Annotated in this window: 9 protein-coding genes; 8 read left to right on the top strand and 1 reads right to left on the bottom strand. The window is 41.8% G+C overall.

What is annotated here, in order from left to right; all coding sequences use genetic code 11:
* Nucleotides 1-159: 159 nt before the first annotated feature.
* The gene (locus G574_RS0105115; RefSeq protein WP_029691257.1) at nt 160-1,116 is read right to left on the bottom strand and encodes a glutathione S-transferase family protein; all 957 of its coding nucleotides are present in this window, start codon (nt 1,114-1,116) and stop codon (nt 160-162) included.
* Nucleotides 1,117-1,229: 113 nt separating this feature from the next.
* Between G574_RS0105115 and G574_RS0105110 the strand changes: the two genes are divergently transcribed.
* The 8 genes from G574_RS0105110 to G574_RS0105075 form a co-directional block, all read left to right on the top strand.
* Nucleotides 1,230-1,949: a pseudouridine synthase gene (locus G574_RS0105110; RefSeq protein ID WP_029691256.1), complete on the top strand. Its 720-nt coding sequence runs from the start codon at nt 1,230-1,232 to the stop codon at nt 1,947-1,949.
* Between the two features lie 102 nt (nt 1,950-2,051).
* Entirely contained in the window at nt 2,052-3,005 is a 954-nt protein-coding gene (locus tag G574_RS0105105; RefSeq protein WP_029691255.1) for a competence protein CoiA, read from the top strand.
* A 21-nt stretch (nt 3,006-3,026) separates the two neighbouring features.
* Complete coding sequence (gene pepF, locus G574_RS0105100; protein WP_029691254.1) at nt 3,027-4,826, top strand: oligoendopeptidase F; 1,800 nt, start codon at nt 3,027-3,029, stop codon at nt 4,824-4,826.
* An 11-nt stretch (nt 4,827-4,837) separates the two neighbouring features.
* A complete protein-coding gene (locus G574_RS0105095) occupies nt 4,838-5,260 on the top strand; it encodes a hypothetical protein (protein WP_029691253.1) in 423 nt (140 codons plus the stop codon).
* A gap of 381 nt (nt 5,261-5,641) precedes the next feature.
* Nucleotides 5,642-6,520, top strand: a complete 879-nt coding sequence (locus G574_RS0105090) for a glycosyltransferase family 2 protein (RefSeq protein WP_029691252.1) — start codon at nt 5,642-5,644, stop codon at nt 6,518-6,520.
* 2 nt (nt 6,521-6,522) lie between these two features.
* Nucleotides 6,523-7,515: a sugar transferase gene (locus tag G574_RS0105085; protein WP_029691251.1), complete on the top strand. Its 993-nt coding sequence runs from the start codon at nt 6,523-6,525 to the stop codon at nt 7,513-7,515.
* Between the two features lie 9 nt (nt 7,516-7,524).
* Complete coding sequence (locus G574_RS0105080) at nt 7,525-9,270, top strand: SP_1767 family glycosyltransferase (protein ID WP_029691250.1); 1,746 nt, start codon at nt 7,525-7,527, stop codon at nt 9,268-9,270.
* Nucleotides 9,271-9,573: 303 nt separating this feature from the next.
* Nucleotides 9,574-13,691, top strand: a 4,118-nt coding sequence (locus G574_RS0105075; protein ID WP_169343460.1) for a KxYKxGKxW signal peptide domain-containing protein, incomplete at its 3' end; no start/stop codon positions are given.

The raw sequence follows: 13,691 nt of genomic DNA, 5'->3' as shown, positions 1-13,691 counted from the left end.
AATAATTTTATTGACACAAATAATCCAAGGACATTTGCCCTTGGATTATTTTGGTTACGTACCTTTCAGTCCATCTTGTTTCTCAAGGAGTGAGACAAATAAACCACCCGTCGAACGGGTGGTCATGACTTTATAGTCTGCATTGTCACTCTTGTATTATTAGAGACTCCAGTCAATTTCAGGACCCAGTGGGATGATACCGTTTGGATTAATAGTCTTGTGACTGCCATAGTAGTGCGTCTTAATGTGATCAAAATTAACAGTTTCTGGAATGCCCGGCAAATTGTAGATGCGCTTGGTGTAGTTCCAAAGATTTGGGTAATCAACGAGACGTTTCAGATTACACTTGAAGTGTCCGTAATAAACCGCATCAAATCGCACCAAAGTTGTGAAGAGACGAATGTCCGCTTCTGTCATCTGATTGCCAACTAGCCATTCCTGTGAAGCTAGCAGTTCCTCAAGACGATTAAGCTCAGCAAAGAGACTGTTTAATTCTTTTTCATAGACAGATTGTTCAGTAGCAAATCCCGTTTTATAGACGCCATTGTTGACATTATCGTAGACAATAGCGTTGATATCGTCTATAGCCTCCTGTAAACTTTCAGGATAATAATCATCTGTATTACCAGTAATATCGTTAAAAGCTGTGTTGAACATGCGAATGATGTCAGCAGATTCATTGCTAACAATGGTTTGGGTTTTCTTATCCCAAAGGACAGGTACAGTGACACGACCAGAATAGTTTGGGTCAGCCTGTAAATAAAGTTGGTAGAGGTATTGACTTTCAAAAAGAGGGTCTGGAATAACCCCGTCGTATTCCTCGAAAGTCCAACCGTTTTCAAGCATATAGGGATTAACAACTGACAGAGAAATGTGGTCTTCCAAATCTTTGAGTTTACGCATCATCAATGTGCGACTGGCCCAGGGACATGCCAAAGAGATATAGAGGTGATAACGACCAGACTCGGCCTTAAATCCTTCTTTACCGCTTGGTCCGGCACTGCCATCCTTGGTTATCCAATTGCGAAATTGTGACTGGCTGCGAACAAATTTACCGCCGGTTGATTTGGTATCATACCATTTATCCTGCCAAACGCCATCTACTAATAGTCCCATAATATCCTCCTTGAATTGCTATTACTAATTAGTATTTTAACACAATTTTGAAGATAAAGCGATAAAAACTATCTGTCAAGGTCCTTATTTTCTCTTTATGGTAAACTTTTAGTATGCGTATGGATGAATTATTAAAAAAACAAGGTTTTGGTTCTCGCAATCAGATCAAGAAATTACTGAAGAGTCACCAAGTAAAGATCGATGGGAAGTTAGTGACCGGGGCTAATACCATTGTAGATGCTCAAGTCCAAAAGATTGAGGTGGCTGGTCAGAGGGTGAGAGATTCTAGTCTAGTCTACTACTTGCTGCATAAGCCTGCAGGTATTGTCACTGCTCGTAAAGATGATCAGCACCAAACAGTCTTAGATTTGCTGGCTAAGGAAGTCAGTAAAGATGGGCTCTATCCAGTTGGTCGCTTAGATCGTGATACAGAAGGGCTTGTTCTAATCACCAATAATGGCCCCCTTGGCTTTAAACTCTTACATCCCAGTCATCATATATCTAAAACCTACCTTGTAGAAGTTAATGGCTACTTAGCTGAGGATGCTGTCGACTTCTTTGATCAAGGCGTTCGTTTTCTAGATGGTAATATCTGTAAACCAGCCCAGCTAGATATCCTAAATGCTGAGGAGACCAAGAGTAGAGCGAGGTTAGTCATTACAGAAGGGAAATTTCACCAAGTCAAAAAAATGTTCCTTGCTTACGGTCTCAAAGTGACTTATCTCAAACGCATTGCCTTTGGCCCTTTAAAGCTAGGCGATTTGGAAAGGGGCCAGTATCGTCCTTTGGCTAAGGATGAGATAGCGATCCTCCTTGATCAAACCAGAGCTTAGCAAGTCAAAGTGGGCACAGTTTCTTTTTAGCTGCAGTATCTTTTGAAGAAAAGTTTCGAATAGATTAGTGAACCTGCCATAAGTCGGATCACGGAGGTAATCATGTTAGTGGCTCATAATCAAAAGAAACAGCTTATCAATCTGCTAAAGGATGACCAGATTGAGGGTCCTTTTTTCTGTCCAGACTGTCGGGCACCACTACGCCTAAGGCACGGAAAGAAGGTGCGCAGACACTTTGCACACATTACTATCAAAGACTGTCAAGGAATTTATGATAGTGAGTCTCAAGAACATTTGGGCTTGAAGGCTCTCTTGTTTACATCCTTGTCACAGACAGAAGTGGTGTCTGTGGAGGAGCGCTTCCCTGATATTGGTCAGATAGCAGATCTTTTGGTCAATGATAGCCTGGTTTTAGAGGTGCAATGTTCTCCCTTATCTTCGGACAGACTTAAGGAACGTACACAAGCCTATCATCAGCAAGGGCTACATGTCGAGTGGTTATTAGGAGAGAAACTTTGGGTGAAACGGCGCTTGAGAACCCTACATTACCATTTTCTCAACTTTAGCCCCTGGCTGGGCTTTTATTTATGGGAGGCGGATCTAGCTAAGCAAGAGTTGAGACTGAAGTACATGATTCATGAACAGCTTGATGGCAAAGTAGTCTATTTGGAAAAAGGGGTACCGATGCGAAAAGGCATGATAAATGGTCTACGCTTACCTTTTGCATGTCGAAAGAATTGCTCATTGCCCATTCCTTTAATGCGGAATGTAGCTGCCTATATTCAGAAACAATTATCCTATGGTAATAGCAAATGGCTGAAAGCACAAGAGCAGGCCTATTGCCAGGGACATAACTTGATCACGGAATCCGATGATACTTTCTATCCACAGGTACGCCTGCCAAAAGTAGTTTCTCCTCTAAGTTCTAATGATGAGGCCATTGCTAGTTATTACGCTTGTTTTGAGGCCTATTACGGCCAGAGGAAGCCTAGTCATCAGTTAGTGGTCTATTCCCCAATACTTTATTGGAATTATGATAAAATAAGAAACAAGTGATTAAACTATCAGGAGGTTCATATGACAGACAATAGAAGCCATTTAAAGGTGGAGGAAACTTGGGATTTAAGTACAGTCTTTCAAACAGACCACGATTGGGAGATCGAGAGGCAGTCTCTAGAAACTGATATCAAAGCTTGTCAACCTTTGCAAGGCCACCTGCTTGACTCTGCTCAAAACCTATTAAGAACGACTGAAACGTCTTTAGCTTTGTTACGTCGTTTGGAGAAGCTTTATGTTTATGCTTCGATGAAAAATGACCAAGACACGACAGAACCCTACTACCAAGAGCTTGAGGCTAAAGCGAGCAGTCTATCGGCCTTCTATAGTCAAACCTTTGCCTTTTACGAACCAGAATTTCTTGCCATTACTGAAGACGCTCTAGCAGAGTTTTTAGAGCAGGAGCCTGGTCTGCAACTATATCAGCATTATTTCGATCGGTTGCTAGCTGCTAAACCTCATGTTTTGTCTCAGGAAGCAGAATCTTTATTGGCTGGTGCAACGGAAATTTTTGGAGCAGCTTCTGAGACATTTTCTATTTTTGATAATGCTGATGTGACCTATCCTTGGGTAACCAATGATCAAGGTGAGTTGGTTGAATTAACTCATGGTAATTTTATTAGCCTTATGGAATCCAAAAATAGAGCCGTTCGTCAGGGCGCCTACGAAGCTTACTATGGTGTATACGAACAATTCCAACATACCTATGCAAAGACTCTTCAGACCAATGTCAAAGTCCATAACTACCAAGCTAAGATCCGCGGCTATGACTCTGCTCGTCAGGCAGCTCTAGCCAGCAATTTTATTCCAGAGGCTGTTTATGATACCTTGATCGAAGTCGTGCACCAGAATCTTCCACTACTTCATCGCTATATGGCCTTACGCCAAAAACTGCTTCAAGTTGATAACCTTAAAATGTATGATGTCTATACCCCTTTATCAACTGACCATAGGGCCATCACCTATCCACAAGCAGTGGAGAAAGCACGTCAAGTGCTTAGTATTTTTGGTCAAGATTACAGTGATCGGGTTGACAGAGCCTTTTCTGAACGCTGGATTGATGTTCATGTCAATAAAGGGAAGCGTTCAGGGGCTTATTCAGGGGGTTCTTATGATACCAACGCCTTTATGTTACTTAATTGGCAGGATACTTTGGATAATCTATTTACCTTGGTTCATGAGACTGGTCATAGTTTACATTCGACCTTTACGCGTGAAAATCAGCCCTACGTTTACGGGGATTACAGCATCTTCCTGGCAGAGATTGCCTCAACAACTAATGAAAACATCTTGACAGAGACCTTGCTGAAAGAAGCTAAAAGTGACCGAGAACGGTTTGCTATTCTCAATCATTATTTGGATGGTTTTAAGGGCACTGTCTTCCGTCAAACACAATTTGCGGAATTTGAGCAACTTATCCATCAGGCTGATCAAGATGGTAAAGTTTTAACCAGTGACTTTCTGAATAAAACCTATGCTGACCTCAATGAGAGATATTATGGATTGACGGCAAAAGATAATCCAGAGATTCAATTTGAGTGGGCCCGAATCCCGCATTTCTACTATAATTTCTATGTCTATCAGTATGCGACAGGGTTTGCAGCAGCCAGCTATTTAGCGGAGCGTATTGTGCATGGTGACGCGGAGGATAAGACCAAGTATCTTGATTATCTGAAAGCTGGAAGTTCTGACTATCCACTAGAAGTCATCGCTAAGGCAGGAGTTGATATGACAGACAAAGCCTACTTGGAAGGAGCTTTTAAAGTATTTGAAGAGCGTTTGACTGAATTAGAAAGCTTGGTCGAGAAAACTGCTATATAGGAGGAAAGTTAATGTCACTAATGACTAGAATGAAAGGCAAATTTTTCAAAGATAGGACCCTGGTCTTGAAAAGATCGGGAAGTCCGGTGACGATTTTGAAAAAGAAAGCGGGCCAATTTTATTTGAAAGAAAAACCTGAAGAACTCTTTTCAGTCGCAAAATTAGTCTTTAACCCATCTCTTCCTTATTCAGGACCAGGTGTTTCTAAGGGGGCTGTTTCCGGTGCAGGTGCCTATGCAGTGTTAGGGAAAGATCGTCTAAAAGGGGCAATTATCGGGGATTGGTTAGAAAAACGCAGAAAAGAAAACGCTTCTAGCTCAGAGGTTCATCAGATGTCCTTAGTTCTGGAAACCAAAAGTGGTCGTAGAGAAAGTATCGAGATGAAGGTTACCCAAGATGCCACTATCAAGATGGCTCGATTTTTTAAAGAGTAGAAACAAAGGATCAAATAAAATGATGACAGTATCTAAAAAGTAAACATAGCATCAAAACCTGTCAATAAAAGTGATTTTAGGAATAAACATTTAAAGGCTATTTTTGTGATGTCATTTAAAAGGCATTATCTCAGGGTGAGAGATGCTTTTTTATGTATATTCGTCATACTGTAGCTTTTATATTTTATCGAAATCTTTAATATAATGGTCGGTTTTTTATACTCGTCATAAAAGTCGTAGCATTTCAGTGTAAGGGATGAGTGGGCGCTCAGACACTATGTTTACATTATTTTTTACATTCCGGAGTTTAGAAATTTTTTTGCAAATGACATATTTTTTTGATATAGTTGCTGTTAGTCATTTAAATTAGAGGGAATTTCAATGGAAAAGATAAGTGTGATTGTACCAGTCTTTAATGGCGCTGCCTACTTAGAGCAGTGTGTGGAGAGTATTCTTAGTCAAAAATACACTGATATTGAGCTTATTTTGGTTAATGATGGTTCAGTTGATCGTACCGGTGCTATTTGTGAAGACTTCCGTAAAAATGATGCTAGGGTTCGTGTTGTTCATAAATTACAGAATGAGGGTCTGGGTGCGGCGCGCAATACTGGGCTCGAAATGGCTGTAGGGGATTATATCTTGTTTCTTGACGCGGATGACTGGATTGATCCCAACCATATCAGTGACCTGTATGAGTTGATGATACGAACAGAAAGTGATGTTGCAATCGCCAATTTTACTAGGTATTTTCAAGCTGACGAACGCTATGAACTGCATATTTTCCCGGAGGATTATTATGAGAAGGTTCTGACTCCGCCGGAATGGTTTGCTTATCAGTATGGTATCGGTCAAAACCTATCTCTTTGTTTTACAGTTCCATGGGGCAAGCTCTATAAAAAATCATTATTTGAAACCATTTTGTATCCGACAGACGGCTATGGGGAAGACGATCGGACAACCTGGAAGTTATACATAAATGCGGATCGAATTGCTTATATGCATCGTTCCAGTCTATTGTATCGTGTCAATGAAAACTCTATGACACAACAGGAAAAGGATCCAGCTACTATTTTTGGTTTAAAAGTTGTTTCGGAGCGCTTGGAGACCTTGAGTTTGCTTGGATTTCCTTTGGATGGCGAGATAAAAGCCTTTGAATGGCGAGCTGGACTTGCTATTGAGAGTGCTCTTAAAAAGGGTGACATGGTTGCCTACAAGCAAGTGCAATTTCAATTACAAGCTTTGAAAAAATATAGGAAATAATGATGCGGGTATACATAACGAATATCAATGGTCAGGCTGCAAGTAGTACGGCACAACTATGCCAAAATATGGTGACTGATATTGCGGTTTCTTTGGGCTATCGTGAATTGGGGATCTATGCTTACAATATGAAGAGCGATAGTCCTAGTGAGCTCAGTAAGCGTATCGATGGTATTATTGCTAGTATTCGACCAGGCGATGTGGTTATCTTTCAATCACCAACGTGGAACACAACAGCTTTTGATGTTAAATTGATGGAAAAGCTAAAGCTATATCAGATTAAAATAATTATTTTTATCCATGATGTAGTGCCTCTCATGTTCGCGGGGAATGAGTATCTAATGGAACCAACGATTGCTTATTATAATCAAGCGGATGTCATCATTGCTCCTAGTCAGGCCATGGTTGATCATTTGCGTCGGGATGGTTTGACTGTTTCTAAAGTTATTTTACAGGAAATGTGGGACCATCCTAGTTCTGTCCCTCAAAAAGAGGCTCATTTTCAGAAGTTACTGCATTTTCCAGGATCACCGGAACGCTTTCCTTTTGTTCAAAACTGGTCCTATCCCACGAAATTAAGGGTCTATGCTTGGCAAAAAACCAAGCTCCCAGAGGCTGTTGAGCGATACGCCTTTCGACCAGATCAGCAACTCTTGATGGAGATGTCTGAGGGTGGCTTTGGCTTGGTTTGGGCGGATGATGATGCCAAGTCCTATCACCAACTGACCTGTCAATACAAGTTGGGGACTTTTTTGGCGGCTGGTATACCCGTTATTGCGCAGAAGGGGATTGCGGGTCACAGACTGATTGAAGCCAACCATCTTGGTTTTTTAGTCGATGACTTAGAGGAGGCTTGTCATATTGTGGAGCATATGACCGACGACGATTATCAAAATCTTGTGGGTTCGGTTCGACAATTCAGCCCACTGGTGCGACAAGGTTATTTTTCTAGAAGGTTATTGACAGAGGCTGTTTTCCAAGCTCTTTGTCATTGAGGAGTTATTATGAGAGATTTGTCGGCAATTACGGTTTTGCCAATTTTAGAGAGTCTGGATCTTATTCGACAAAAAGGCTGCTCAGTTGCTCGCTTTGGGGATGGTGAGATTGAGCTGATACAGGGAAACAGTATTGCTTATCAAGCCTATGATCCAGAGCTAGCACAGGGTTTGGAAGCTATCCTTAAGACTCCTAGTTCAGAGGAGTTCTTGGTTTGCTTGCCAGACGTTTTTCATGATCTGGATCGCTACAATAGTAATGCTCGTTTGTTCTGGAAGAATCACTTTGAAAAATATGGTGATTTTTATCAAGAAACCTGTCAATCTCCTTTTTATGGAAGCACCTTCATCTCTCGTCCCTATATTGATTTGCAGGATAAGTCTCAGTCGGCCACTTATTTTGAAACGATTCGTTCTTTATGGGCTGATCGGGATATTTTGATTGTAGAGGGAGAGACTACTCGTTCAGGGATTGGTAACGATCTGTTTGCTAATGCTCGCTCTATTGAGCGTATCATTTGTCCATCTAAAAATGCCTTTTCTGTCTATGAAGAGATACGTGATAGCCTTTTGGAGGTGATGGACCAGCAACTGGTTCTCTTGATGCTGGGGCCTACTGCTAAGCTTTTGGTGCGTGATTTAACTGAGGCGGGCTATCAAGCCATTGATTTGGGGCATATCGATTCGGAGTATGAGTGGTTTCAAATGAAGGCTCAGCACAAGGTAAAATTGTCACATAAGCATACGGCTGAGCATAACTATGATGAGGATATTGAGCTGGTGAACGACGATACCTATCACCAGCAAATTATCAAGAAAGTTGGGATTGAAGTGGTTGATGAATTGAAAGATAAGGTCTCTGATAAGGATGGTATGGCTCCCCTTGTTTCCATCATTGTGCCTGTTTACAACGTCAGAAACTATTTGAAACGCTGTTTAGACTCTCTGGTCCAGCAAACCTACTCTGCTATTGAGATTCTACTCGTGAATGATGGTTCTACAGATGGCAGTGCTACTATTTGCCAAGAATACGCAGAACAGGATGCGCGTGTCCGTCTTTTTCATCAGGATAACCAAGGGGTCTCAGCGGCACGAAATCTCGCTTTGGATCAAAGCAAGGGTGACTATATCACCTTTGTTGACTCTGACGATTTTGTGGACGGGAGATACATCGAAGAGTTGGTAGCTGATGCTTTGAGAGAAAAGGTTGATATTGCGGCAACAAACTTTACCTCTTTCAATGAGGAGCGGCAGAGTTTCATTTTCTACCATCATGCAGAAAATGAATTCGAAAAGCGGTATAGTGTGCAAGAGTGGATCAATCTTGAAGGGGATATGAAAAATAATATGCATCTTGCCTTTACTTTTTCGCACTTAAAACTGTTTAAGCGTCATCTTTTTGAAGGGATTCGCTACCCTGTTGGCCGTCTTCGTGAAGATGATGCGACCATTTATAAGCTCTATTTGAGGGCTAATGCCATCTACTTCCGCAATCAGGGGCCCTACTTTTATTCGCAAAGGGCTGAGGGACTATCACGGACTGTAATGCTCGATGATATAGAAGGTATGATCCGAAATGCCGAGGAGCGTTTGGCCTTATTGACTGCTCTGGGTTATGACACGGGAGCACAAGTCACATCTTATATCGCTCGATTGAAAAAATGTCAGGCTGACGCTTTACAGGCTGGTCAGATTAACCTTTATGAGAGGCTGAGCTTGAAGTTGGATTTGATTGACCAACATAGTCGCCTCTAACTCTAATGAAAATATTCTTAGCGAATCTCAGAGAATGCTACCTATGAAATGAATGTTTGTTATTTAAAGGATGTCAAGGCAAATGCTTAACAGAAATAGGAGCTTAAATGAGATATATTTTTATAAGGATAATCTCATAGTTGTGATTAAAAACAGGTTTTTTTAATCTGTTTTTTTATTTTTAATCTAAATAAATTAGAAATAAAATAAAAAACGTTTTCAAATGATGAAAAACATTGAAGTAGATAGTTTGAAGTGTTAAACTATATATCTATATATCAAAGTTAGGAGAGTAGAGATTTAGTGAGAAAATCAAATCTTAAAAAGGGATTTAATGAGAATGACCGACAGGCGCGTGTCAAACTACACAAGTCTGGGAAACACTGGGTTCGAACGCTAATGACAAAAGTGGGATACCTGATCCTAGGAGCTGGTCTTGAAAAAGAGATCACTGTAGATCCTCAGTCGATTAGTGACAAGCACTCTGTTTCGGTTAAGCTTTTACGAGGAGCTTTGTCTGCTGGGGCGGTGGTAGCAGGAGCTGATCTTTTGGCGGAGCAGGTCCGAGCAGATGAGGCCATTGTAAGCTCTGAGACGGCTACAGAGGACACTTTAGTCACGGCGGAAACTGTTGACTTGGAGACAAGCCAAGAAGCCAGCGAGGTTAGTCTAGACTATAATTTCCTTAGGACTGCTATTACAGATCTGCAGAGTGCTTTGTCGACACCTTTGTCAGAGAATGCCGCAAGTGATGTGACCTTACAAGAGGCAAAGAGTAGCGCTCAAATAGCCTTACAAGAAGCCCAACATTTAGTAAATGTTGGTGCATCAGATCAGGCAACAATTGATCAAGCTGCTCAGAAGCTAGTACTTTCAAAAACCAGTCTAGAAGCTGCTATTACTTCCTTTGAGATACGGTCAGAAAGTCAGTCTCTATCCGATAGTGCATCTGTCTCTGAGAGTCAGTCAGTCTCTCAATCGATATCAGAGTCGCTGTCTAGCTCAGAAAGTCAATCGATTTCTGAAAGCTTATCGGAATCACAAAGTGGCTCTGTATCCGAAAGTCTTAAGACTTCTTCCGAGTTAGAAAAATCATCTTCAGCAGGAAGCGAGTCGTTAGAGGGAGCTAATCAAGACAGCAGCCAAGTTGTGGAAAGTGACAGTCAGTCTCTGTCAGAATCTGCTTTACAGGCTTCTGAGGCATTTGTTGCTTCTGAGGAACAAGGACCTGTGGCTATTTCAGTTTCTGAGTCTCAAGCTGTCTTTGCTTCTGAAACTTCAGAGTTGGCAGTTGCGGTCGAAGTAGCGGGAGTTGCGACAGTTAGCACAGCTACTGACAAGAGTGCAACCAAGTCTGAGTCAGAGTCCCTCTCGGAATCGGTGTATCTAGAATCTACTGAGAATTCCACGGATTTGAGTGATTCGCTTCAGGCATCAGAATCTCTTGTTGCTGCAAATGCTGAAGCTGCTACACTAGACTACAGTAAGCTAGATCAAGCCATCCTAGCTCTGGAAGATGCTTTATCAAAACTGGTACCTATTTCTGTAGACACAAGTAGTAGTCAGTATGCTAAATACCAGACCGCACTAGCTAATGCTCGGCTTGCTTTAGATGCCGCTCAGGCTCTTCGTAGCACTAGTGATACGACTCAAAGCCAATTAGATAGTCAAGCTTTAAAAGCTGCTCAAGCGGCTGTGACACTAGCTGGCCGTTATAGTCAGTTGGTACCATCAGCTAGCACTGTAGAAGGTAGTGGTTTCCGAGCGATCGTTAACAATGGTCAAACAGCCAATGTCATCTATGGTGATTACTATACTGTGCCAAACTACTACAATGGTGCATCGGGACTGGCCTTGGGTCCAGAACGCAATATGAACGACACTAACCGAACCAAAACCTATACAAGTGCCTTAGATACCCCAGGGGTGTTCACCTTTGATTCGGATTTTACCTACAGCATCGATATTGCTAACGCCAATACTAATACTCCCTCAGCTGCATTAGGATGGGGCTTTATCTTTACAGATGGAAGTGTAGATCCTAATAGTGTCTTAACTTCTGGTGGTATCTTACGCGACTCAGGCCTAGCCGATATCTTTGGTTTTAAAATCGATACCAACGGTATGATGAAAGATCGTACTGATACAATGGTATCCATGGCTTCAGGGTCATCACGTTTGGCTTACGGTGGCTTTATGTACAACACTGCTACAGGGTCGACACAATATGTCACAAGTGGTGTTACGATTACGAATACCAATAAGGTTACCGGCGCAACAACTACTCAAGTGACTAACGGTGATCCGACAAAAAGCTTATCGGACAAGCAATCTAAGTTTTACTACTCGGGTCGTAATGTTAATAATGGTTATTATGGTGAGCAGTTTAACCCTATCACCTTTAGTTTCTCTAGGGCGACTAATACCTTGTCGGTCAATTACATGGGGCGGACTTGGTCGACTAATATCAGCCAGTTTAACATTGACCCTTCGAAAGAGTATAATTTCTTAATTACTCAAGAGAAGTTTGCGGATACCGAGTCCCACCTGATTAAGATGCCTGCAAACACGATCACAGAATCTCAGAGCGAGTCGGCTTCTACCAGTCAATCTCAATCAGAGTCAAGGATCATATCAGCTAGTGAGTCGACATCTCGTAGTCAATCAGCATCAGAATCTATCAGAGAATCTGTATCTGAATCAGTCAGAGAATCTGTATCTGAATCAGTCAGCGAATCTGTATCTGAGTCTGTATCTGAATCGGTAAGTGAGTCTGTTTCTGAATCATTGTCAGAATCAGTTTCTGAATCTGTATCAGAATCAATTTCTGAATCAGTTTCTGAATCAGTCAGCGAATCAGTATCAGAATCAGTATCTGAATCCGTGTCTGAATCAGTAAGTGAGTCTGTATCTGAATCAGTATCCGAGTCAGTCAGCGAATCAGTATCAGAATCGGTGTCAGAATCAGTATCAGAATCGGTAAGTGAATCAGTTAGCGAATCCGTCTCAGAATCAGTCAGCGAGTCCGTATCAGAATCAGTATCAGAATCCGTATCTGAATCAGTTAGCGAGTCTGTTTCAGAATCGGTTTCTGAATCCGTGTCAGAATCCGTTAGCGAGTCAGTGTCTGAATCTATCTCAGAATCAGTCAGCGAATCTGTATCAGAATCAGTATCCGAGTCAGTAAGTGAATCAGTCTCAGAATCAGTTTCCGAGTCAGTCAGCGAATCTGTATCTGAGTCAGTCAGCGAGTCCGTGTCAGAATCAGTATCAGAATCCGTCTCTGAATCTGTATCTGAATCCGTCTCTGAATCTGTATCTGAATCCGTATCTGAGTCAGTCAGCGAGTCCGTGTCAGAATCAGTTTCTGAATCAGTATCAGAATCAGTCAGCGAATCAGTATCGGAGTCTGTTTCAGAATCTGTATCTGAATCAGTTTCTGAATCAATTTCTGAATCTGTATCTGAGTCTGTATCTGAGTCTGTATCTGAATCCGTGTCAGAATCCGTCTCAGAATCAATTTCTGAGTCAGTGAGTGAGTCTGTCTCAGAATCAGTATCAGAATCGGTAAGTGAGTCTGTTTCTGAATCATTGTCAGAATCAGTATCAGAATCTGTATCCGAGTCAGTGAGTGAGTCAGTATCAGAATCAGTCAGCGAATCCGTATCTGAGTCACTCTCCGAATCAGTTAGCGAATCAGTTTCTGAATCAGTTAGCGAATCTGTTTCGGAATCAGTGTCAGAATCAATTTCTGAATCCGTATCTGAATCTCTCTCAGAATCAGTATCAGAATCGGTAAGTGAGTCTGTCTCTGAATCAGTTAGCGAATCCGTATCAGAATCAGTATCAGAATCTATCTCAGAGTCCGTGTCAGAATCTATCTCAGAGTCCGTGTCAGAATCAGTCTCCGAGTCAGTAAGCGAATCCGTATCTGAGTCTGTATCAGAATCAGTCTCAGAATCTGTTTCTGAATCTATCTCCGAGTCCGTAAGCGAATCCGTATCTGAGTCACTCTCAGAATCAGTAAGCGAATCCGTATCAGAATCCGTATCCGAGTCAGTAAGTGAATCCGTATCAGAGTCCGTATCAGAGTCAGTCAGCGAATCTGTTTCGGAATCAATTTCTGAATCCGTATCTGAGTCAGTCAGCGAGTCCGTGTCAGAATCTGTATCTGAATCCGTATCAGAATCAGTATCCGAGTCAGTAAGTGAATCCGTCTCAGAATCAGTCTCTGAATCAGTTTCTGAATCGGTCAGCGAGTCTGTGTCAGAATCCGTCTCAGAATCAGTCTCAGAATCCGTCTCAGAATCGGTAAGTGAGTCTGTCTCAGAATCAGTTTCTGAATCTGTATCTGAATCAGTAAGCGAATCTGTATCTGAGTCTGTATCTGAATCCGTGTCAGAATCAATTTCTGAGTCAGT

Origin of the sequence: Streptococcus hyovaginalis DSM 12219, from assembly GCF_000420785.1 — a bacterium.
Taxonomy (GTDB): Bacteria; Bacillota; Bacilli; order Lactobacillales; family Streptococcaceae; genus Streptococcus; species Streptococcus hyovaginalis.
This window is presented reverse-complemented; position numbering and strand designations above follow the sequence as displayed.